Genomic DNA, 21,041 nt, shown 5'->3' with positions numbered 1-21,041 from the left:
TTCGTCATGTTCACATTTCTGGTGTTCACACTTGCTGGGGTACCTGGACTCGAACCAAGAACAAAGGTACCAGAAACCTCCGTGTTGCCAATTACACCATACCCCACTGGCACCGAAGCGCCTCAGAGAGCATAGCGCACTCCCGGAGGCTGGACAAATCAGCGCGTCGAACGGCCGGGTCGAGCCCGTCGAGCCCTCGACTCAGAGGCCCAGCAGGTCCCGGTCGACCGCCATGCCGGTCTGCGCCCCGTTGCCCGCGGCGACGATGAGCATCTGCGGCCCCGGGCCGGTCAGCTCGCCCGTCGCGTAGATGCCGGGCACGCTCGTGCGGCCCTGCGCATCCGCCGCCACGAGGCCGGAGCCGTCGAACTCGATGCCGAGCTCGCTCGCGAAGTCGAGCTTCGCGACGTAATCGGGCCGCACGAACACGGCCTCGGCCGTCACGACGTCGCCGTCGGCGAGCGCGACGCCCGTCACGCCACCCGGTCCGCCCTCGACGTCGACGACGGCACGCGTCTCGACGACCACGCCGCGTTCGACGAGGTCGAGCTCCTGCAGCTCGGCGAGCTGCCCCTCGGCCGCGAAGACCGTGAGCGCTCCGGTGAAGCGTGTGAGCTGCACCGCCCGCTCGTACAGGTCGGTGACGCCGGGTGCCGCGATGACCGAGACTCGGCGGTCGCGCTGCGTCCATCCGTCGCACTCGACGCAGCTGTGGATGCTCGTGCCGTAGAACGCGCGCAGCATGGGCAGTGCGGGCAGCACCTCGGTGAGGCCCGTCGCGAAGACGACCGAACGTGCGAACACGGCTCGTGCGGGCGTGCCGCGCACGCCCTTCGCCTCGACCGCGAAGCGGTACGGAACCCGCACGCCGTCGCGGCGACGCGACGCGATCTCACGTGGGTCGGCGGTCATCGGCTGACCCCCAGCGCCCGCCAGCCCACCGGCGACGAAGCCGAACGAGCCCTCGAATGCCGGCCCCTGCGACACCTCCGCGCCGACGACCTCCTCCTCGGTGAGCGCCCGGACGCGCGTGACCTGGGCGAACTGGATCTCGGCATCCTCGTAGGCCTCCACGTCTTCGCGGCCGAGCCTGCGCAGCTCATTCGGAGGAGTGTGGTCGCGGGTCAGGAACCCGTGGGCTTCCAGCGTCGCCGAGTGGCGGGGCCGGTTGCCGTCGAGCACCAGGGTCGAGTAGCGGTGCCGCGCGAGGATCAGCGCGGCCTGCAGCCCGGCAGGGCCACCCCCGATGACGACGACGTCATAGTGCGTGCCCAGCGCCTCGGTCATGCGGTCCTCCCGGAGTCTCGCGCCCACCAGCTCAGGACAGTGGGCATCCTCTTAGGTTAGCCTCACCCGTCGCGACGTGCGAGGGCGGCGCGAGTCGCCGAGCATCCCCGCGAGCGCCGCGAGCGTGCCAACTCCCCCGCGAGCGAGCCCACTCCCCCACAAACGAGTCTCGGGATGGGTAACGCGCCTCGAGATGGGAAAGAACCCACCCGGAAGCGCGCTCCCCATCCCGAGACGAAGCGCGGAGGCGCGGCCAGCGGTACGCGGGGGCGGAGCGGAGCCGCAACGCGGGCTACGCCACCAAGCGCGGCTCGACGCGGAGCCGTGCGTGCAAGCCCACTCCCCCACAAACGAGTCTCGGGATGGGTAACGCGCCTCGAGATGGGAAAGAACCCACCCGGAAGCGCGCTACCCATCCCGAAACGAGAGGCGGATGCTCGAGGCAGAGCCGAACGCACGGCGTGAGGCGAAAGACAGCCTGAACCGCTGCGTGGCCTACGCGAGCCCACTCCCCCCACAAACGAGTCTCGGGATGGGTAACGCGCTTCCGGATGGGAAAGAACCCATCCGGAAGCGCGTTACCCATCCCGAAACGAATAGCGGAGCCGAGGCAGAGCGCGGAGCGCCGAGCCGAGGCAGAGAGCCGAGCCGAGCGGCCGAGCGGCGGCGCCGCGGAGCGGACGCGGCGCGGCGCCGCTACGCGGCGAGGCGCGAGACGAGCGAGCGCATGCGGGCGAGCGACTGCTCGCGGCCCAGCAGCTCCAGCGACTCGAAGAGCGGCGGGGAGACCTTGCGGCCGGAGACGGCCACGCGGATCGGGCCGAACGCGACGCGCGGCTTGAGGCCGAGCCCCTCGATGAGGGCTCCACGCAGGGCGGCCTCGATGTTCTCTGTCGTCCACGCCTCTGGCGCCTCGAGCGCATCGAGGGCCGCGATGGAGGCGTCGAGCACACCCGTCACGTCGCCCTTGAGCGAGCCGACGGCCGTGTCCTCGACCACGAGGTCAGCGGCATCCACGAAGAGGAACCCGAGCATCTCGGGAGCCTCGCCGAGGAGCTGCATGCGCTCCTGGACGTGCGGCGCCGCACGCCCGAGGAGCGCGAGCTGCGCATCCGTCGGCTCGAGCGGGAGCACGCCGGCGAGCTGCAGCGGCGCGACGAGGCGGTGCGCGAAGTCGTCCGCGCCGAGGAGGCGCATGTGCTCGCCGTTGATGGCCTCAGCCTTGGTGAGGTCGAAGCGCGCGGGGTTCGGGTTGACGTCCTCGACGTCGAACGCGACGACCATCTCGTCCATCGTGAACACGTCGCGGTCCGCGGCGATCGACCAGCCGAGCAGGGACAGGTAGTTGAGGAGCCCCTCCGGCAGGAATCCGCGGTCGCGGTGGTGGAAGAGGTTCGACTCGGGGTCGCGCTTGGAGAGCTTCTTGTTGCCCTCGCCCATGACGTACGGCAGGTGCCCGAAGCGCGGGATGAACTCGGCGACTCCCACGTCGATGAGCGCGTGGTAGAGCGCGATCTGGCGGGGCGTCGAGGAGAGCAGGTCCTCGCCGCGGAGCACGTGCGTGATGCCCATGAGGGCGTCGTCGACGGGGTTCACGAGCGTGTAGAGCGGCTTGCCGTTGGGTCGCACGAGCACGAAGTCGGGGAACGACCCGGCCTTGAAGGTGATCTCGCCGCGCACGAGGTCGTCGAACGAGAGGTCGGTGTCCGGCACTCGAAGGCGCAGCGCCGGCTCGCGGCCCTCAGCCTTGAGGCGAGCGATCTCGTCGGCCGACAGGTCGCGCTCGTAGTTGTCGTACCCCATCTTCGGGTCGCGACCGGCGGCCACGTTGCGCGCCTCGATCTCCTCACCCGTCGCGAACGACTCGTACAGGTGGCCGGCGTCGCGGAGCTTCTGGATGACGTCGAGGTAGATGTCGGTGCGCTGCGACTGACGGTACGGCTCGTGCGGCCCGCCGACGTTCACGCCCTCGTCCCAGCCGAGCCCGAGCCAGCCGAGCCCGTCGATGATCTGCTGGTAGCTCTCCTCGGAGTCGCGCTCAGCATCCGTGTCCTCGATGCGGAACACGAACGTGCCCCCGGTGTGCTTCGCGTAGGCCCAGTTGAAGAGGGCGGTGCGGATGAGCCCGACGTGCGGGGTCCCCGTCGGCGAAGGGCAGAAGCGGACACGGACATCGCTGCCCGTAGCGGTGGTCACAAGCGAAGAAGAGGATGCAGTCATGAGACCCCCAGCCTACCGGGGCGGCGCGGGTCACCGAGTGGGCGCGGCTCGACTCAGACGAGCACCTTCCGCCAGGCACCCTCGCTGACGAAGGGTCGGAAGCCGAGCGCCTCGTTGACGTTCAGCATCGGGCGGTTCTCCTCGGCGTTGTACGTGTAGACCCGCTCGACGTCGGGGTGCATCGCCCTCCAGGCGAGCAGGTTCACCGCCTTCACGAGCATCCCGAGCCGGTTGCCGCGATGCTCGCGCAGCACGAGCGTGTCCTCCTGGTCGGCTCGCCTCGTGCCGTCGTCCATCCGCTGCAGCTCGCTGAAGGCCACGAGCTCCCCGGTCGGAACGTGCTGGATTGCCCCCACGAGCACGCTGTCGCCGCGGGCGATCGCCGTCGCCTCAAGCTCCTCGCGGACACGCCTCGCGTCCCACTCCTGCTCATCTTCGACGAGGTCACCCTGCGGGGCGTCCGTGCTCATGCGCGCCTTCAGCGCCGCGTAGCCGTCGATGAACTCGTCCGGCGTCGGGTACGACCACGACACGCAGCGATACTCGACGCCCGCGGCCTCCCTGGCACCGTCGCGCAGCGCGCGCAGGGCGTCGTCGTGCTCGGCGCCCAGCTCGAGCACGCTCATGCGCTCGACCTGACCGAGCTCGAACCCTCGTCGCAGCAGCATCTGCGCGGCCGGATCCAGCGCCGGGATGTCCCCGACACCGCTCGGCGACGGGATGCGCGGCCCAGCCACCTCTCGGTGCACCACCCACGTGCGGATCTCCGAGCGACCCGCGTCTCGCACCGCCAGCTCCCCGACCTCGTACGCGGCCGCCCCGAAGCCGCGGCCCCGCGCATCCGGGTGGATCTCGAGCATCATCTTCGCCATCTCGACGTCTTCGGTGAGCGGGAAGTCGAAGAGCACACGCCCCACGAGCCGACCGTGCTCGCGGATGAGGCGGCCGTCCCGACGCTCGTACTCGCTCGGCTCGTACCCCGGCAGCAGCACCTCCGCGGGCAGCACGAAGTCGTCGTTGCGGTACGTGTCCCTCGTGACGGCGTTGCGCAGGGCCGTCATCTCTTGGAACGCCGCTGCCGCGACATCGTCGAGCGAAGACGGGATGCGCAGGGGCTCCGCGCTGAAGCCAGCCGGGGCGGCGGGGGTCGGCTTGGCGGAATCCGAGGCGGCGACATCTTGGGCAGCCGCAGCTTCGGGGCCGGCGGAGTCGGGAACGGTGGTGTCGGGCGACATCGAAGTGCTTCCTGTTGGTGCGATGAAGCTGCGGCGTCGCAACCGACCAGGATATCGACCGCGACGCCGCCGCCTCAAGCACCCGGCGTGGCGGCGGATGCGCGCGGCGGGTGCGGCAGGTGCGCGTGCGCTACGCCTCGGCCAGGAACTCCCGCAGCTGCTCGACGACAAACGCATGGTCCTCGACCTGCGGCAGCCCCGAGATGCCGACCGCGCCGACGACACCGATCCCGTCGATGCGAACGGGGAACACGCCGCCGTTCGCGGCGACCTCGTCGGGGTCGAGTCGCGACTCCTGCTCGTAGACGCGTCCCAGCGAGCGGAACAGCGCACCGACGCCGAGCGATGACTGCTCGAAGTGCAGCACCGCGCGTGTCTTCCGCTCGAGCCACGCGTCGTTGTCCGGCACAGCGCCGTCGAGTGCGGCGTGGAAGACCCGCTGCTGTCCGACGACGATGCCGATGACCACGGGCAGCGAACGAGCCGCCGCCGCCTCGCGCATCCGGGAGCCGAGCCGCCATGCATCATCGCGCGAGAACCTGGTGAAGACGAGCTCGGCTTCTTCGGCGCGGATGCGCGCGAGATCCGCGAGGGCGTCGGCGGCGGCGACGGCCGCGGTGTCGCCCGCCTGCTCCTGCACCCGCTCCTGCGCTGGCGCGTCAGGCATCCGACGACGCCGTCCAGATGTTGATGCCGCCGTCGACGGCGTAGGTGTCGATCTCTGCGAGCTCGGCGTCGGTCAACGGCGACGCGTCGAGGCACCTGACGAGGTCGTCGAGCTGCGAGGTGCGGGACGCCCCGATGAGGGCGGACGTGATCCGCTCGTCGCGCAGCACCCAGGCGATCGCGAGCTGCGCGAGCGTCTGCCCGCGACGCTCCGCGATCGCGTTGAGGGCGCGCACCCGCTCGAGGTTCTCGTCGCTGAGCATCCCGTCGCGCAGCGTCTTGCCCTGCGTCGCCCGCGACCCCTCCGGCACTCCCCCGAGGTATTTGTTCGTCAGCAGCCCCTGGGCGAGGCCGGAGAATGCGATGACGCCAGCCCCGGCCGTCGCGTTGGCTTCGAGCACCGACGGCTCGCCGTCCTCGATCCAGCGGTTCAGGAGGGAGTACGACGGCTGCGAGATGAGCAGTGGCGTGCCGAGCTCGCGCAGGAGGCCGGCGACCTCCTCGGTGCGCTCCGCGGAGTAGGAGGAGACGCCGACGTAGCGGGCCTTCCCGCTGCGCACGATCGCATCGAGCGCGGCCGCCGTCTCCTCGAGGGGCGTCTCGGGGTCGAACCGGTGGCTGTAGAAGATGTCGACGTAGTCGGTGCCGAGCAGGCGAAGGCTGTTCTCGAGGCTCCCGAGCAGGTGCTTGCGGCCGCCGCCCGAGCCGTTCGGGCCTGGGAAAACGGGGTATCCGGCCTTCGTCGACAGCACGAGCTCGTCGCGCAGGCCCGCGAAGTCCTCGCGCAGGATCCGGCCGACGTTCGCCTCGGTCGAGCCGAAGGGCGGGCCGTAGCCGTTCGCGATGTCGAAGTGCATGATGCCGAGGTCGAATGCGTGCCGCAGCAGCTCACGCTGCTTCGCGAGGGGGGTGTCGTCGCCGAAGCCGTGCCAGGTGCCGAACGAGATCGCGGGCAGCTGCAGTCCGCTGCGGCCGACACGGCGATACTGCATCCGCTCGTAGCGGTCGGCTGCTGGGCTGTAGCGGGGGGTGAGCTGGGCGGTCATGGGAGCCCTTTCTGTCAGAGGAGGTTGTGGATGCGCGGCAGCGTCAGCGCGCGGGAGCGGATGCGCGGAGCGCGGAGAGGAGGGGCAGCTGCGCTTCGTCCTCGAGCGCACTGCCGACGGCGACGACGTCGGCTCCTGCCGCGAGGTACTCCCCCGCGTTGGCCGCGTTGATGCCGCCCGTAGCGACAAGACGCATCTCGGGGAACGGCCCTCGCATGGCCGAGAACCAGTCGGCGCCGAGCACGCTGGCGGGGAACGCCTTGACCCAGGTCAGGCCGAGCGCCTTCGCGAGCTGGATGTCGGTCCCGCTGGCCACACCGGGCAGCGGGGCGAGGCCCGCGGCCTGGGCCGCCTCGATGACGGCGGGGTCGAGGCCGGGTGCGACGGTGAACGTGGCTCCGGCCTGCTTGGCCTGTTCGACGTGGGCGAGCGAGACGACGGTGCCGGCGCCGACCGCGTGTCCGCCGGGCTCGGCGGCGCGGACGACGGCGCGGAGCGCGTCGAGCGCGGCATCGTTCTGGATGGGCACCTCGACGCTCGAGATGCCGAGCGACCAGGCGAGGTTCGCGAGCTCGACGCTGCGCTCCGGGGTGTAGCCGCGCAGGATCGCCATGACGGGCGATCCGGCGAACATGGTGTCGAAGGTGTCAGTCATGTGGTCTCCAGCCGAGGTCGTGGGAGATGGCGAGGACGACGTCGTCGAGGCGCGGCTGCCATTCGGCGAGTGCGTCGAGGTCGGCACTCGCCTTGAGTGCGGTGATGGACACGGCCGCGACGACCGTGTCGCTCGAGTCCCGGATGGGCATGGCGATGCAGTTGATGAAGTTCTCGTACTCGGCATCGTCGACGGCCCAGCCGCGTTCGCGGGTGCGCTCGAGCTCGGCGTCGAGGGCGGCGCGCGAGACGATCGTGTTGTCGGTGTATGGCGTGTACTCGTAGCCCTCGAGCATCCGGTCGGTCTTCTCAACGTCCTGCTGGGCGAGGATGGCCTTGCTGACGCCCGCCGTGTGCAGGAGCACCGGCTGCCCGATCTGGGAGTAGAGCCTGACCATCCCAGGCTGCTCGATCTTGTCGGCGTAGACGATGCGGTCACCCTCGAGGACGGCGAGGTGCACGGTGTGCGTGCAGTCCCTGCCGAGCTCCTGCAGCACGGGGCGGGCGATGTTGCGCAGGTCGAACTGGTCGCTGGCCGCCCGGGCGAGACCGCTCAGCCGGTAGCCGACCCCGTATCTGCTGTCCGCGTGACGGCGGGTGAGCCCGGTCTCGGTGAGCGTCTGCAGCATCCGCAGTGCCGTCGATCGGTGCACGCCGAGCTTGGCGGCGATCTCCGACTGGGTGCGCGGCGCGAGGCTCACGTACTCGAGGATCTCTGCTGCGCGGTGGATGCTCTGGGACATGGTGGGACTCCGATCAGGCCGGGACGAAGTCGTGTGTGCTGCCGAGGGTTCGGGCGGCGAGCCCGTGCCCTCGGTTCAAGCACGCATCGACGGGCTCGCCGCCAAGCATCGCACCGAGGTAGCCGGCCGTGAAGGCATCGCCCGCCCCGACGGCTTCGACGACGTCGACGGGATGCGCTGGCACGAACGCCGAGGACACGCTGCCGTCGACGACAGTGACCTCGGTTGCGCCGACGCTGCCGTCCTTCACGACGAGGCTGCCGGGCAGCCCGAGCCGCGAGTGGAGCGTCGCCGGGCGGCCCTCGCCCCACAGCGTCTCTGCCTCGTCACGGCCCACGAACACGAGGTCCGCGAGCGCTGCGAGCGCCGCGAGTCGCGGCCCCGCGGCTTCGATGCTCCAGAGCCCGGGCCGGTAGTTCACGTCGAACGACACGGTGATGGCGCGCCGCCGCGCCTCGAGCATGACGGCTTCGAGCATCGCCGAGCAGCTTGCCGAGAGGCCGGCGGTGATGCCCGTCACGTGGAGGGCGGCGACGCCCTCCCAGTCGAGCTGGGCGAGCACGGTCGCATCCATTCGCGAAGCGGCCGAACCGGCCCGGTAGTAGTAGACGGTGGTCTCCCCGTCGCCAGGGTCCTTGAAGTAGACGCCGGTGGGCGCCCCCGGCACGAGCTGGACGCCTGCGACGTCGACGCCGCTCGCGCGCACCTCGTCGAGGAGGCGCCACCCGAGTGGGTCGTCGCCGAGCCAGCTCACCCAGCTGGAGGGGACGCCGGAGTCGGCGAGGTACATGGCGACCGTCGACTCCGCGCCCCCGGCCTTGACGGCGAAGCTCACGGCTTCCCTGAGCGGGGCGACGTGGGTCGGCGTGACCATGGCCATGGTCTCGCCCAGGCACAGCACGCGACCGGCGCGCGGGGCGTTCGCGAGCACGGCGCTACTTGAGAATGGGCTCTTCGGTGCGCTCACGCGTCGACCGTCCTTTCAGCAGGGCGCGGATGCGCGGGGCGAGAACGGCGAGGATGCTCAGGATGATGAGCGTCAGCGCGATGGGGCTCGTGAAGACCGCTCCGTAGCCGTCGATGAGGAGTGCACGCCGGAGGTTGCCTTCCGCGAGCGGCCCGAGGATGAGGCCGAGCACGAGGGGCCCCGGCGGGAAGCCGAAGCGTCGCATCGCGAGCCCGAGGAGCCCGAAGGCGAACATGAGCACGACGTCGAACACCGAGTTGGAGACGGCGAAGGTGCCGACCATGCAGAAGGTGACGATGACAACCGAGAGGTAGCGCTTCGGCATGGCGAGCAGCTTGACGACGCCGCGCATGCGCACGAGCGCGAGGGCCAGCGCCAGCACGGTGGCGATGAGCATGATCGCGGAGAGGCTGAAGACGAGATCGGGCCGGTTCGCGAACAGGCTCGGCCCCGGCTGGAGCCCCCACACGATCATGGAGCCGAGCATGACGGCCATGACCGAGTCGCCTGGCACGCCGAGCGACAGGGTCGTCGTGACCGATCCGCCCATCGTCGCGGTGCTCGAGCTGTCGGCGGCCGCGACTCCCTCGAGTGCGCCCTTCCCGAACTTCTCGGGGGTCTTGGAGGCGCGGCGCGCCTGGTCCCAAGCGATGACGCCGGCGATGTCGCCGCCGGCCGCCGGGATGACGCCGACGACGGCGCCGATTCCCGTGCCGATGGCCGTCGGCTTGCGCAGCAGCTTGCGCTCCGCCTTGTTCGGCCACCATTTGCCGAGCTGCGTGATGGGCTGCGGCTCGGGGCCCCTCTTGGCGGAGATGACCTGGTTGAAGACCTCGGCGATGCCGAAGAGGCCGATGATGGCGGCGATGAACGGCACGCCGCTCGAGAGCTCCGGGATGCCGAACGTGAAGCGCTGGTCGCCCGAGATGGGATCGTTGCCGATCGTCCCGAGCCACAGGCCGAAGGCTCCGGCTGCGAGGCCCTTCATGACGCGGTCGCCGGAGACGCCGATCATCATGGTGAGCCCGAACACGACGAGTGCGAACATCTCGATCGGCCCGAAGCTCAGCGCGAAGCCCGAGATGGGCTGCGCGAGGAACAGCAGGATGAGGATGCCGGCGAAGGAGCCGACGGCAGAGACGAGCGCGGAGCTCGTCAGCGCGATGCCGGCCTTGCCCTGCTTCGCGAGGGGATACCCGTCGAAGGTCGTCGCGATCGAGGCGGGGGTGCCAGGCGTGTTGATGAGGATCGACGGAACCCGGTCGCCGAACTGCGCGGCGATGTAGATGGAGAGCAGCACCGCGAGACCCTGGAGGGGCTCGAGGGTGAGGGTGAAGCCGGCCGCGAGCGCGACGGCCATCGTGGCCGTGATGCCGGGGATGGCGCCCACGAGCGTGCCGAGGAGCACGCCGATGATGAGGCACAGCGCGATCGTGGGGTCGAGGAGCGCGCCGAGCCCCTCCGTGATGCCGTTCACAGCGGCACCCCCAGGAGGAGCCCGAAGACCCCGTAGAGCACGACCGTCACGATGACGGGGAACAGCGCGAGGTCGCGCCAGCCGCGGCCACCGAGCACGAACGTGAGTCCGGCGGCGAGGAGCAGCGTGACGATCACGAAGTGGAGGAAGTACCAGGCGACGCCGTAGGCGGCGATGGCCGCGAGCATGAGGAGCATCCGCGAGATGCCGCGCTTCGTGGGGGCGTCCTCGCTCGGCGCATCCGGCTTGCGGATGGCGACCCCGACGAGCAGCGCCCCGAGGAGCACGATCGCCCCGCCGAGCACGGTCGGCCACCAGCGCGGGCCGAACGGGTCGCCGCCCGTCGCCGGGACGACGGCGACGGCCAGGGCGATGGATGCTCCGCCGACGGCGATCACACCCGCCGCGATGAGCATGTCCCGCCGCCGGCTGACGGGCCGAGACTCGGTGGTCTCCTCGTCGACGCCGAGCGCCACGTCGAGCGGGTTCGCCTCGACTGATCTATCCATGACGGTCACGCCTCTACTCGCCGAACAGCTCTGCGAAGCGCTCGTTCTCGGCCTTCACGAAGTCGGTCGCCTCGTCGCCGGGGATGAACACGGGGATGTTGCCGCCCGATTCGATGAGCTCGACGTACTCGGAGCTGCCGGCCGCGGTCTCGAGCGCCGCCTGCAGCGACTCCTTGACCGCGGGGTCGAGCCCGGTCGGCGCGCCGACGGCGGCCCAGCTGCCGATGACGACGTCGTAGCCCTGCTCGCCCGCCGTCGGCACGTCAGGCAGCGCGGGGGCGCGTTCCTCGGTGAAGACGGCGAGCACGCGGAGTCGCCCGTCCTCGTCAGCGGGAGCGGTCTCGCCGATGCCGGCGACGACTGCGTCGACCTGGCCACCGACAGCTGCCGTGACCGCGGGGGCGCCGCCGTCGAAGGGCACGCCCTGGAACTCGACACCGGCGACGTTGCCGAGCTCGGTCGCCCCGGCCTCCCAGATCGAGCCGGGGCCGGCGTTGGAGATCGTGACGCTGCCCGGGCTCGCCGCCGCGGCGGCGACGAGCTCCTCGAGCGTCTGGTACGGGCTGTTCGCGGGGACCGCGATCGTGCCCGGCTGCTCGTTGACGATGCCGAGGAAGTCGTAGCTGGCGGGGTCGATGTCGTACCCCTGGTGGCCGAGCATGCTCACCTCGACGGGGAAGACCATGATCGAGTAGCCGTCAGCCGCGAGGCCGGCGACGTGCTGCATGCCGACGGAGCCGGCACCGCCGGGTCGGTTGTCGACGACGATCGACTGGCCCAGCTCGGACTCGAGCTGCGTCGCGAGGGTGCGGGCGGTGAGGTCGGTCGCACCTCCGGCCTGCGTCGGCGTGTAGAACGTGATGGCCTGCGAGGGAAACTCCTCGCCACCTGCGGTTCCGCCCGCGCGGTTCGCGCAGCCGGAGAGGGAGAGCACGGTCGCCGCGGTGGCGAGCAGCGCGAGGGGCGCCAGTTTCGAAGGACGTCGCTTCATCGGGGTTCCATCCACTTCGTTGGGAATGTGTTGCATATGTTGCAACGCGGTTGCAGTAACTGCACACATCGTATGAAACCCGAAAGCAGCACGCAAGTGGAAGCCGAAGATCGTCTCCAGAACTGGACGCAGGGGTAAGGCAAGGCTTATCTTTGCTCGGTGAGTGCTTCCACTGCTGTTCAGACCCGCCCCGCCTACCGGCCGTACTGCGCCGAGGTCAGAGCAGTGCAGCGCCTTGCTCCCGCATTCACCCGGGTGACCTTCACGTGCGACGACTTCGAGCACTTCGGCACGACCGGACTCGACCAGCGCATCAAGCTCATCCTCCCCATGGCGGACGGCACGACCAGCGACTTCGGGCAGCGCGACGCAGAGGTGCTCGACGCCGGCCTCTGGTACGAGCGCTGGCGGACGACCCCCACGGAACGCCGCAGCCCCCTGCGCACCTACACGGTGCGCCGCGTCGACCCGGACGCTCGCGAGATCGACGTCGACTTCGTCGTGCACCACGGCGCGGGTCCGGCGGGCGCCTGGGCCGAGAACGCGAAGCCGGGCGACGACCTCGTCATCGTCGGCCCCGACCAGCGCAGCGAGCACTCGCACCTCGGCGCGGACTGGCATCCCGGCACCGCCAAGCGCCTCCTGCTCGCGGGTGACGAGACCGCGGTTCCCGCGATCGGCTCGATCCTCGAATCGCTCAGCGACCGGTGCGAGGTGGATGCGCTCCTCGAGGTGCCCACGAGCGCCGACATCATCCCCATCGACGTGCCCGCCAGCTTCCGCATCACCTGGCTGCCCCGCGACGGCGCCGCCCACGGCGCCCGGCTGACGCAAGCCCTGCAGCAGTGGTGCCTCGACTCCCCCGAGGCGCTCGCGCAGGCCGCGGCCCCCCGCCCGCAGCAGATCGCCGACATCGACGTCGACGTCGACCTCCTCTGGGACAGCCCAGAGGACGGCGAAGGCGAGTTCTACGCGTGGATGGCCGGCGAGGCCGCCACCATCAAGACCCTCCGCCGCCACCTGGTGACCACCAACGGCGTCGACCGCAAGCGCGTCGCCTTCATGGGGTACTGGCGACTCGGCCAGTCCGAGCACCAGGAATGATCGCGGGCGCACGCGCGCGCCGCGTCCGCCTCGTCGCCGTCGGGGCGGTCGCCCTGCTCCTGGTCGCCGTGATCGTGAGCCTCCTCGTGGGGGCCCGCACCGTCGCGCCATCCGTGGTCGTGGATGCCCTGCTCGCGCCGAACCCGGACCTGGCCGACCACACCGTGGTCAGGGACCAGCGCATCCCCCGCACCCTCATCGGCGTCCTGGCCGGCGCGGCGCTCGCCGTCGCCGGCACCCTCATGCAGGGGATCACGCGCAACCCCCTCGCCGACCCGGGGCTCCTCGGCATCAACGCGGGTGCCTCCGTCGCCGTGCTCGTCGCCATCACGTTCTTCAGCATCTCCGCACCCACCGGGTTCGTGTGGTTCGCCTTCGCTGGGGCTGCCGTCGCCGCAGTCGTCGTCGCCGTCATCGGCACGCGCGGCCCGGACGGCGACAATCCGGCGAAGCTCGCGCTCACGGGCGCCGCCGTCACCGCCGGCCTCACCGCCGTGACGACCCTCATCCTCACCACCTCCATCGTGGCGCTCGACGTCTTCCGCTACTGGCAGGTCGGAGGCCTCACCTCGCGCGGCCTCGACACGGTCGCCGTCGTCGCGATCCCCCTGCTCATCGGCGGCATCATCGCCATCGCGAGCGCGCGCGGCCTCGACCTCATCGCCCTCGGCGCCGACACCGCGGCAGGCCTCGGCCAGAACGTGCCGCGCACGCGCGCGCTCGGCATCCTCGCGACCGTGCTGCTCTGCGGCGGGGCCACCTCGATCGCCGGGCCCATCGTCTTCATCGGGCTCCTCGTGCCGCACGCCCTGCGCGCGATGGTCGGCGACGACTACCGGCGGCTCCTCCTCATCGGCACGCCCCTCGGCGGCGCGGTGCTGCTCATCGCCGACATCGTCGGCCGCGTCATCGCGCCGCCGGGCGAGGTCCAGGCCGGTGTCGTGGTCGCCTTCGTCGGCGCCCCGGTGCTCATCGCGCTGGTCCTCCGCCGCAAGCAGGTGGCCCTGTGACCGCCCGCGATGTCCTCCCGAAGAACACGGCAGCGCCCCTCCGCGGCTCCGAGTCGCCGCTCGAGGCGGTGCGAGCCCGCGTCAGACGGCGCCGCGGGTTCGTCGTCGGCGGCGTCACCGTGGCTCTGATCGCCGTCGTCCTCCTCGGCGTCACGACCGGCGACTACCCGCTCACCCTCGAGCAGCTCGCGCGCACCCTGCTCGGGGGCGGCGACCGCCTCGAGTCCTACGTGCTCTTCCAGGTGCGGCTCCCGCGCGTGCTCATGGGCGTTTTGGTCGGCGCCTGCCTCGGCGTCGCCGGCGCCCTCCTGCAGGGCGTGCTCCGAAACCCGCTCGCGAGCCCCGACCTCCTCGGCATCAGCGGCGGCAGCAGCGTCGCAGCCGTGTTCCTGCTCCTCATCTTCGGCGTCACCGGGCCGATCCTCGCGGTCGCCGCCTTCGCCGGGGGGCTCGCGGTCGCCGCCATCCTGCTCCTCGCGGCAGGCAGGCGAGGCGAGGCCGGTTTCCGGCTCATCCTCGCCGGCATCGGCATCTCGTTCCTCACCGTCGCCATCATGAACTACCTCATGGTCCGCAGCCAGGTCGAGCTCGCTCAGGCCGCGCTGCTCTGGGTCACGGGCTCCCTCGCCTCCACCGCGTGGTGGCACCTCACCGTCGTCGCCGTCGTCGCCGTCGCGCTCCTCCCCGCCGTGCTCATCTCCGCGCGCTGGCTGCCGATCACCCAGCTCGGCGCATCCACGGCCGCCGGGCTCGGCGTCACAACCAGCCGGGTGCGGATGATCGCCGTCGTCTCCGCCGTGCTGCTCACCGCCGTCACGTGCGCCTTCGCGGGGCCCATCTCGTTCATCGCGCTCTGCGCACCGGCCATCGCCAGGTCCCTGCTCGGCCACGGCTCCATCGGAGTCGGGACAAGCGCGATCACGGGGGCCGCTCTCCTCACGGGCGCCGACCTCGTCGCGCAGTTCGCGATCCCGGACACCTCACTGCCCGTCGGAGTCGTCACGGGGGCCGTCGGCGCCGTGTTCCTGCTCTGGCTCCTCGCCTCGACGAAAGGACGCCAGCTGTGACCGGCGACCACCAAGCACCCGCAGCCTGGGTCGACCCCACCGCCGCAGCGCCAGCGGGGCCGCGCCTCTCCGCGCGCGGCCTCTCGGCCGGCTACCCCGGCCGCACCGTCATCGAAGGACTCGACCTCGACATCACCCCGGGCCGCATCACGATGATCATCGGCGCCAACGCCTGCGGTAAATCCACCCTCCTCGGCGTGCTCGCGCGCCTCACCTCGCCCCTCGCCGGCAGCGTGCAGCTCGACGACGTCGACGCCGCCAGCATCCCCAGGCGCCGGTTCGCGCAGACCGTCGGGATGCTCCCCCAGCATCCGACCGCCCCCGACGGACTCACGGTCGCCGAGCTCGTCTCGAGAGGCCGGCACCCGCACCGCGGACTCTTCGACCGCTGGGGAACCGCCGACACGAAGCACGTCGACGAGGCCATGCGCCGCACCGGCGTCGCGGAGCTCGCCGATCGACCGGTCGGCGACCTGTCCGGCGGGCAGCGGCAGCGCGTCTGGATCGCCATGTCCCTGGCGCAGAACCCCAAGGTGCTCCTCCTCGACGAGCCCACGACGTTCCTCGACCTCAGCCACCAGCTCGAGGTCCTCGACCTGCTCGTGAGCCTCAACCGGCGCGAGGGCACCACCATCGTCGTCGTCCTGCACGAGCTGAACCTCGCGGCCCGCTACGCCGACGAGCTCATCGTGATGCGCGACGGTCGCATCGTCGCCAACGGCTCCCCCACCGAGGTGCTCACGAAGGAGGTCGTCGCCGACGCCTTCGCCCTCGACGCGCTTGTCATGCCGGACCCCCTCACCAGAACACCCCTCATCGTCCCCGTCCCGGGAGGCGCCCACACGGGCAGCGAGCCCGAGTAGCCCCTCTCCACCCCCAGCTCTTCACGCATCCGCACGAAAGGAACCACCCCATGAACCGCACCCTCCGACCGATCGCCGCCGCCGCGGTGGCGGTCACGGCGCTCGCACTCAGCGCCTGCGCCCCCGCCGCCACCGACACGAGCGACGCGGCCGCCGCACCGGGCGACGCCGCGAGCTTCCCCGTCACCTTCGAGCACATGTACGGCACCACCACGATCGAAGAGGCGCCGACCCGCGTCGCGACGTGGGGATGGGGCGTCACCGACGCGGTCCTCGCGCTCGACATCGTCCCCGTCGCCATGGCATCGATGGACTACGGCGGAGGCGAGGACCGCATCGCGCCGTGGGTCTCCGACAAGATCGAGGAGCTCGGCGGCGAAGCCCCCGTCATCCTCGACAACGCCACCTACGAGCTCTCCGTGGAGGCGCTGCTCGCCACCGACCCCGACGTGTTCATCGCGTCCTACTCCGGGCTCACGCAGGAGGAGTACGACGCCGTCACCGCGGCCGGCGTGCCCGTCGTCGCCCCCGAGGAAGCGATCTGGTCGACGCCGTGGCGTGACGTCATCACCGACACCGGCAAGGCCCTCGGCCTCGAGGCGGACGCCAACGAGATCCTCGCCGACCTCGACCAGCAGGTCGCCGATCAGGCCGCCGAGCACCCCGAGTTCGAAGGCACGACGATCGCCTACGCGTCCGAGGATGTGGACACCTTCTACCTCCTCCTCGAGAACGACCCGCGCGTCGAGCTGCTCACCGACCTCGGCTTCACGAGCGCACCATCCGTCGCGGAACTCGCAACCGGGGAGTCGACGTTCTCGACGACCGTCTCCAGCGAGAACCTCGACAAGATCGACGCGGACGTCGTCTTCACCCAGACCGAGACCGAGGAGCAGCTGCAGACGTTCCTGACCTCGGACCGCACGAAGCTCATCCCCGCCGTCTCCAAGGGCGCCGTCGCAGCGCTCGTGGGCGAGGAGAACGGCGCGGCCATCTCGCCGACCGCCCTCTCCATCCCGTTCTTCCTCCCGATGCTCGTCGAGCAGCTCGCCACGGCGACCGCGGTCGCGAAGAGCTAGCGACGGGGGCCCACCCCCACGCAGAACGCTGCCAGTCAGATGCGCCCTCTCGGAAGCCGAGGGGGCGCATCTGACTGGCAGCGGTGGTTCTGCCCGACCGAGCGCCTAGCGCGCGGTGACGGGGTTGGAGAGCGAGCCGATGCCCTCGATCGTGCAGGTGACCGTGTCGCCCTTCGCGAGCGGACCGACGCCCGCGGGCGTGCCCGTGAGGATGATGTCGCCCGGCAGCAGCGTGAACACGCTCGACGCGTACTCGACGAGCTTCGCGACCGACGTGATCATCTGCGAGAGGTCGCCCTCCTGGCGCAGCTCGCCGTTGACCTCAGCGGTGATGCGGCCCTTCGAGGGGTCGAAGTCGGTCTCGATGATCGGGCCGAGCGGGCAGAACGAGTCGAAGCCCTTCGCGCGAGCCCACTGGCCGTCGCTCTTCTGCAGGTCACGGGCCGTGACGTCGTTCGCGATCGTGTAGCCGAAGATGACCTGAGCCGCGTCGGCGGCCGGCACGTTGCGGGCGACCTGGCCGATGACGACGGCGAGCTCCGCCTCGTGGTCGACGCGCTCCGACTGGGGCGGCAGCACGATCGGGTGGCGGGGGCCGATAACCGAGGTGTTCGGCTTGAGGAACATCATGGGCACCTCGGCGGCCTCGTTGCCGAGCTCGTTCGCGTGCTCCGCGTAGTTGCGTCCGAAGCCGATCACCTTCGAGCGCGGCAGCACGGGCGACTGCAGCTGCACCTGGTCGATCGGGATGCGTTCGTCGAGCGTCTCGTAGCCGAGGTAGAGGGGGTCACCCGCCAGCTTGACGTAGACCTTCTCCTCCTCGTCGAGGATGCCGAAAGTGAGCTGACCCTGGTATTCGAAGCGCGCGATCTTCACCGTGCCAGCCTACAGCGGCGCGGCCGAGCCCGCGCCGAGCCGCTTCATTGCAGCGCCGGCGCAGGCTCCGCGTCGCCATCCGCGCCCGTCTTGATCGTCTCGCCGCGGAAGAACCCCGGGCTGCGGACGTACTGCACGACCATGAGCACGACGCCGAGCAGGAGCACGCCGACCCCGAGCACGAATACGAGGCCGATGCCGTCCTGCGCGATGCCGTCGGCGTCGTAGCTCGTCGCGAAGACCGCGGAGCCCGAGCCGAACGACGGCGACAGCGACGCCCTGGCGGTCTCGAAGAAGAAGTAGAGCAGCGCGAGCCCGCCGAGCAGTGGGAAGAGGAACCGGAAGAACAGGTTCCGCGTCGAGGAGAACAGCGAGCGGCGGAAGTACCAGACGCATGCGAGCCCCGTGACGCCGTAGTAGAAGCACACCATGAGGCCGAGCGCCGCGATGGTGTCCCAGAGGGCGTTCTCGGAGAGCAGCCGCAGCACGATGTAGAAGACGATCGCCGCGGCCGCCGAGGCGATGGTCGCCACCGACGGCGACTTGAAGCGGGGGCTCACGCTGGCGTACGACCTGGGCAGCGCCCCGTAATGCCCCATGGCGAGGAGCGTGCGAGAGGGCGACACCATCGTCGACTGCAGCGAGGCCGCCGAGCTGAACATGACGGCGACCGTCATGAGCAGCGCGAACGGGCCCATGATCGGCTCCGCGAGGGAGGCGAGGATGCTCTCCTGATTGTCTGGGTTGCCGGCACCGAGGCCCTCCTCGCCGATACCCGCGTAGGCGAGGACCGCAAGCGTCATCAGCACGTAGATCGCGACCATGACGAAGATCGTGAGCATGGAGGCACGGCCCGGGGTCTTCTCCGGATCCTTCGCCTCCTCGTTCATCGTGATGACCGTGTCCCAGCCCCAGAACAGGAAGATCGACAGCGAGACGCCGGCGGAGATCGCGGCGAGCGAGCCCACCTCGAACGGGTTGAACCACGACAGCTCGATGGGGGTCGCGTCGAACGCGGTGCCGTTCCCGACGTGCACGAACGCCGCGATGATGACCCAGACGATGGCGATGAGCTGCACGACCACGAGGACGTACTGGACCTTCTTCGTCGACTCGACGCCGCGGTAGGAGATCCACGCGGCGAGGGCAGTGAAGATGACGGTCATCGGGATGTTGATCCACAGCACGCGCGTCAGGTCCGCGAGCTCCGGGTTCTGGAAGATCTGCGCCAGCATGATGAAGAAGAAGTCGACGGCGACGGCCGCGAGGTTCGAGAGCACGAGGACGGTCGCGGCGATGAGCCCCCATCCGCCCATCCACCCGATCCACGGCCCGAACGCGCGGGTCGCCCACGTGAACGAGGTGCCGGAGTCCGGCATCGCCGTGTTGAGCTCCCGGTAGCCGAACACGACGAGCAGCATCGGGATGAACCCGACGAGCATGATGGCGGGCGTGTAGACGCCGACCTGCGCGATGGTGGGGCCGAGGCCGGACGTGACGGCGTAGGCGGGCGCGATGCAGGAGACGCCGATGACGGCCGCCCCGAGCACCCCGACCTTGCCGGCGGAGAGGCCCTTCGCGCTCAGTCCCCCACCATGCAGCTCCTCGTTGAGCTTCGCCGCCGCTGCGGTTTCCGATGTTGTCATTTGGTGATGATGGCCCATCCCCGGAGAACCGTCAATGGGCCGAAACGGCCCGGAAACATTGCGTGAATCGACAGAACGGCCGGGGCCTCCGGGGCGGCGCTCGGTTTGCATTGCGCCGCGCCTCGCGAGACATTGGCAGTTGTCAGATATCGCCCCTCCCTTGACCGACGGCGGGCATCGACCTCGAGCGAGAGGGACCATGAAGAGGCCCACAGATCCGCATCCCGTGATCGAGACCCTGCTCAACGGCGGCGGCGACGACGAGCCGCAGCCCAGAACCCGGTCCTCCAGGCGGACACCGGCGGTTGGACCTCGCCGCCCGATCACCGGCAGCGGGCGCCACGTCTCGCGGCACAGGCGCACGAGCTCGAAGTTCGTGCGACGCCGCCTCATGGTCGCCGCCGCGGCGGCCGTCTGCGGGACCATGGTCGCCGGCATCGGCTTCATCTCGGCGACCTACTTCCAGGTCGTGGGCAACCTCGCCGACAACGCCGTGGGTCGAGCGGACGGAACGGGCACCGAGATCTCCGGATGGGATGGCGCCGTTAACATCCTCATCATGGGCTCCGACTCCAGGGACGGGCAGTCGAGCGCCGACTACGGGGAGGCAGGCGGGGCGCGGTCCGACGTCATGATGCTGCTGCACGTGTCGGCCGATCGCGAGGACGCGACCCTCATCAGCATTCCCCGAGACACGATGCTGCCGACCCCGGAATGCACGACCCCGGACGGTGCCGTGGTGCCAGCGCAGGAGGCCGCGCAGATCAACGGGGCGCTCGAGAACGGGCCGTTCTGCTCGCTCGACACGATCCGCGATTTCACCGGCCTGGACATCGACCACTTCATCGTCGTCGGCTTCGACGGCGTCATCGGCATCACGGAGGCCATCGGCGGCGTCGACGTGTGCGTCGAGAACGACATCGCCGACGACTACTCGGGGCTGTACATGACCGCGGGCACCCACAGCCTCCAGGGCGAGGCGGCCCTCGCGTTCCTGCGCACGCGGCACGGCTTCGCCGACGGGAGCGACCTGGGGCGCATCCAGGCCCAGCAGGCGTTCCTCGCCTCCCTCGCTCGGAAGGTCACGAGCGGCGGCACGCTCACCAACCCGGGGGCCCTCTACGGGCTCGCCGACTCCGCGTCGAAGGCCATGACCGTCGACGAGGCCCTCGCGCAGCCGAGCAGCCTCGTCGCGCTCGCGCAGACGCTCGCGAACGTCGACCTCGACCGCATCGTCATGCTGCAGCTGCCCGTCGCGCCCTATTGGGCGGACCCGAACCGAGTCGAGCCGATCACGGCGGAGACCGACGCCATCTTCGCGACCCTCCGCGCCGACCAGCCGCTGTCGTTCCAGGATGACCAGGCAGCGGATGCACCCGCCGGGGATGCCCCCGATGGCGACGGCGAGCAGGAAGGCCCGGAACCGCCCGACGACGCGACGCAACCGGACGACGCGGCTGCCGCGCCCGGCGAGCCGCTGACCCTCTCCGACGACATCGTGGGCCGGACGGCAGAGGACACCACCTGCGCGAGCTGACCTCGCCGCCCCGCCCCCGCTCTGCAACGCCCACCCGAGCTGCGCAACACCCCCTGTGCAACGC

General features: G+C 70.5%; 19 protein-coding genes and 1 tRNA gene. 6 read left to right on the top strand and 14 right to left on the bottom strand.

The annotated features are described in order from the left end of the window. Nucleotides 1-34 precede the first annotated feature (34 nt). The 12 genes from C5B99_RS03845 to C5B99_RS03790 form a co-directional block, all read right to left on the bottom strand. Nucleotides 35-106 (bottom strand) — tRNA-Gln (locus C5B99_RS03845). A gap of 95 nt (nucleotides 107-201) precedes the next feature. Further along, nucleotides 202-1,287: an NAD(P)/FAD-dependent oxidoreductase gene (locus tag C5B99_RS03840; protein WP_104240475.1), complete on the bottom strand. Its 1,086-nt coding sequence runs from the start codon at nucleotides 1,285-1,287 to the stop codon at nucleotides 202-204. Between the two features lie 696 nt (nucleotides 1,288-1,983). Further along, nucleotides 1,984-3,507 (bottom strand): glutamate--tRNA ligase, encoded by a 1,524-nt coding sequence (gene gltX, locus C5B99_RS03835; protein ID WP_104240474.1) that lies wholly within the window; start codon nucleotides 3,505-3,507, stop codon nucleotides 1,984-1,986. A gap of 53 nt (nucleotides 3,508-3,560) precedes the next feature. After that, nucleotides 3,561-4,742, bottom strand: coding sequence for a GNAT family N-acetyltransferase (locus C5B99_RS03830; protein WP_104240473.1), 1,182 nt, complete (start codon nucleotides 4,740-4,742; stop codon nucleotides 3,561-3,563). Between the two features lie 130 nt (nucleotides 4,743-4,872). Further along, nucleotides 4,873-5,409 (bottom strand): heme-degrading domain-containing protein, encoded by a 537-nt coding sequence (locus C5B99_RS03825; protein WP_104240472.1) that lies wholly within the window; start codon nucleotides 5,407-5,409, stop codon nucleotides 4,873-4,875. Beyond that, nucleotides 5,402-6,454, bottom strand: a complete 1,053-nt coding sequence (locus C5B99_RS03820) for an aldo/keto reductase (RefSeq protein WP_104240471.1) — start codon at nucleotides 6,452-6,454, stop codon at nucleotides 5,402-5,404. Before C5B99_RS03820 ends, C5B99_RS03825 begins: the two co-directional genes overlap by 8 nt. 43 nt (nucleotides 6,455-6,497) lie before the next feature. Beyond that, complete coding sequence (locus C5B99_RS03815; protein WP_104240470.1) at nucleotides 6,498-7,109, bottom strand: bifunctional 4-hydroxy-2-oxoglutarate aldolase/2-dehydro-3-deoxy-phosphogluconate aldolase; 612 nt, start codon at nucleotides 7,107-7,109, stop codon at nucleotides 6,498-6,500. Continuing rightward, entirely contained in the window at nucleotides 7,102-7,851 is a 750-nt protein-coding gene (locus tag C5B99_RS03810; RefSeq protein ID WP_104240469.1) for an IclR family transcriptional regulator, read from the bottom strand. Before C5B99_RS03810 ends, C5B99_RS03815 begins: the two co-directional genes overlap by 8 nt. Nucleotides 7,852-7,864: 13 nt before the next feature. Next, nucleotides 7,865-8,818 (bottom strand): sugar kinase, encoded by a 954-nt coding sequence (locus C5B99_RS03805; protein ID WP_258063030.1) that lies wholly within the window; start codon nucleotides 8,816-8,818, stop codon nucleotides 7,865-7,867. Next, on the bottom strand, nucleotides 8,787-10,295 hold the full coding sequence (locus C5B99_RS03800; RefSeq protein ID WP_104240468.1) for a tripartite tricarboxylate transporter permease: 1,509 nt from the start codon (nucleotides 10,293-10,295) through the stop codon (nucleotides 8,787-8,789). The genes C5B99_RS03805 and C5B99_RS03800 overlap by 32 nt, the downstream gene beginning before the upstream one ends. Next, a complete protein-coding gene (locus tag C5B99_RS03795) occupies nucleotides 10,292-10,804 on the bottom strand; it encodes a tripartite tricarboxylate transporter TctB family protein (RefSeq protein ID WP_146081178.1) in 513 nt (170 codons plus the stop codon). The genes C5B99_RS03800 and C5B99_RS03795 overlap by 4 nt, the downstream gene beginning before the upstream one ends. Before the next feature lie 13 nt (nucleotides 10,805-10,817). Then, complete coding sequence (locus tag C5B99_RS03790) at nucleotides 10,818-11,795, bottom strand: tripartite tricarboxylate transporter substrate binding protein (protein ID WP_104240466.1); 978 nt, start codon at nucleotides 11,793-11,795, stop codon at nucleotides 10,818-10,820. Between the two features lie 159 nt (nucleotides 11,796-11,954). Here C5B99_RS03790 and C5B99_RS03785 point away from each other — a divergent pair, with 159 nt between their 5' ends. The 5 genes from C5B99_RS03785 to C5B99_RS03765 are packed head-to-tail and all read left to right on the top strand — an operon-like array spanning nucleotide 11,955 to nucleotide 16,918. Continuing rightward, the gene (locus tag C5B99_RS03785; protein WP_104240465.1) at nucleotides 11,955-12,899 is read left to right on the top strand and encodes a siderophore-interacting protein; all 945 of its coding nucleotides are present in this window, start codon (nucleotides 11,955-11,957) and stop codon (nucleotides 12,897-12,899) included. Further along, a complete protein-coding gene (locus C5B99_RS03780; RefSeq protein ID WP_104240464.1) occupies nucleotides 12,896-13,909 on the top strand; it encodes an iron ABC transporter permease in 1,014 nt (337 codons plus the stop codon). The genes C5B99_RS03785 and C5B99_RS03780 overlap by 4 nt, the downstream gene beginning before the upstream one ends. Then, nucleotides 13,906-14,976 carry an iron chelate uptake ABC transporter family permease subunit gene (locus tag C5B99_RS03775; protein WP_258063029.1) on the top strand — a complete coding sequence of 357 codons (1,071 nt, stop codon included), beginning with the start codon at nucleotides 13,906-13,908 and terminating at the stop codon, nucleotides 14,974-14,976. The genes C5B99_RS03780 and C5B99_RS03775 overlap by 4 nt, the downstream gene beginning before the upstream one ends. Next, on the top strand, nucleotides 14,973-15,839 hold the full coding sequence (locus tag C5B99_RS03770) for an ABC transporter ATP-binding protein (protein ID WP_104240463.1): 867 nt from the start codon (nucleotides 14,973-14,975) through the stop codon (nucleotides 15,837-15,839). The genes C5B99_RS03775 and C5B99_RS03770 overlap by 4 nt, the downstream gene beginning before the upstream one ends. A 50-nt stretch (nucleotides 15,840-15,889) precedes the next feature. After that, a complete protein-coding gene (locus C5B99_RS03765) occupies nucleotides 15,890-16,918 on the top strand; it encodes an ABC transporter substrate-binding protein (protein ID WP_104240462.1) in 1,029 nt (342 codons plus the stop codon). A 105-nt stretch (nucleotides 16,919-17,023) separates the two neighbouring features. On the opposite strand, the gene C5B99_RS03760 is transcribed toward C5B99_RS03765, so the two are convergent. Both C5B99_RS03760 and C5B99_RS03755 read right to left on the bottom strand, forming a co-directional pair. After that, nucleotides 17,024-17,794: a fumarylacetoacetate hydrolase family protein gene (locus C5B99_RS03760; protein ID WP_104240461.1), complete on the bottom strand. Its 771-nt coding sequence runs from the start codon at nucleotides 17,792-17,794 to the stop codon at nucleotides 17,024-17,026. Between the two features lie 44 nt (nucleotides 17,795-17,838). Then, the gene (locus C5B99_RS03755; RefSeq protein ID WP_181064934.1) at nucleotides 17,839-19,440 is read right to left on the bottom strand and encodes an APC family permease; all 1,602 of its coding nucleotides are present in this window, start codon (nucleotides 19,438-19,440) and stop codon (nucleotides 17,839-17,841) included. Between the two features lie 199 nt (nucleotides 19,441-19,639). Here C5B99_RS03755 and C5B99_RS03750 point away from each other — a divergent pair, with 199 nt between their 5' ends. Continuing rightward, the gene (locus tag C5B99_RS03750) at nucleotides 19,640-20,977 is read left to right on the top strand and encodes an LCP family protein (RefSeq protein WP_181064933.1); all 1,338 of its coding nucleotides are present in this window, start codon (nucleotides 19,640-19,642) and stop codon (nucleotides 20,975-20,977) included. Nucleotides 20,978-21,041 lie beyond the last annotated feature (64 nt).

This window comes from Pseudoclavibacter sp. Z016, assembly GCF_002931215.1.
In the GTDB taxonomy this organism is placed as follows: Bacteria; Actinomycetota; Actinomycetes; order Actinomycetales; family Microbacteriaceae; genus Pseudoclavibacter.
This window is presented reverse-complemented; position numbering and strand designations above follow the sequence as displayed.

Bases quoted from the DNA above. Each gene is read 5' to 3' on its own strand.
- C5B99_RS03815 (WP_104240470.1), bottom strand. From the start codon at position 7,109: ATGACTGACACCTTCGACACCATGTTCGCCGGATCGCCCGTCATGGCG.
- C5B99_RS03750 (WP_181064933.1), top strand. From the start codon at position 19,640: ATGAAGAGGCCCACAGATCCGCATCCCGTGATCGAGACCCTGCTCAAC.
- C5B99_RS03820 (WP_104240471.1), bottom strand. From the start codon at position 6,454: ATGACCGCCCAGCTCACCCCCCGCTACAGCCCAGCAGCCGACCGCTAC.
- C5B99_RS03825 (WP_104240472.1), bottom strand. From the start codon at position 5,409: ATGCCTGACGCGCCAGCGCAGGAGCGGGTGCAGGAGCAGGCGGGCGAC.
- C5B99_RS03830 (WP_104240473.1), bottom strand. From the start codon at position 4,742: ATGTCGCCCGACACCACCGTTCCCGACTCCGCCGGCCCCGAAGCTGCG.
- C5B99_RS03790 (WP_104240466.1), bottom strand. From the start codon at position 11,795: ATGAAGCGACGTCCTTCGAAACTGGCGCCCCTCGCGCTGCTCGCCACC.
- gltX (WP_104240474.1), bottom strand. From the start codon at position 3,507: ATGACTGCATCCTCTTCTTCGCTTGTGACCACCGCTACGGGCAGCGAT.
- C5B99_RS03755 (WP_181064934.1), bottom strand. From the start codon at position 19,440: ATGACAACATCGGAAACCGCAGCGGCGGCGAAGCTCAACGAGGAGCTG.
- C5B99_RS03840 (WP_104240475.1), bottom strand. From the start codon at position 1,287: ATGACCGAGGCGCTGGGCACGCACTATGACGTCGTCGTCATCGGGGGT.
- C5B99_RS03780 (WP_104240464.1), top strand. From the start codon at position 12,896: ATGATCGCGGGCGCACGCGCGCGCCGCGTCCGCCTCGTCGCCGTCGGG.
- C5B99_RS03810 (WP_104240469.1), bottom strand. From the start codon at position 7,851: ATGTCCCAGAGCATCCACCGCGCAGCAGAGATCCTCGAGTACGTGAGC.
- C5B99_RS03795 (WP_146081178.1), bottom strand. From the start codon at position 10,804: ATGGATAGATCAGTCGAGGCGAACCCGCTCGACGTGGCGCTCGGCGTC.
- C5B99_RS03765 (WP_104240462.1), top strand. From the start codon at position 15,890: ATGAACCGCACCCTCCGACCGATCGCCGCCGCCGCGGTGGCGGTCACG.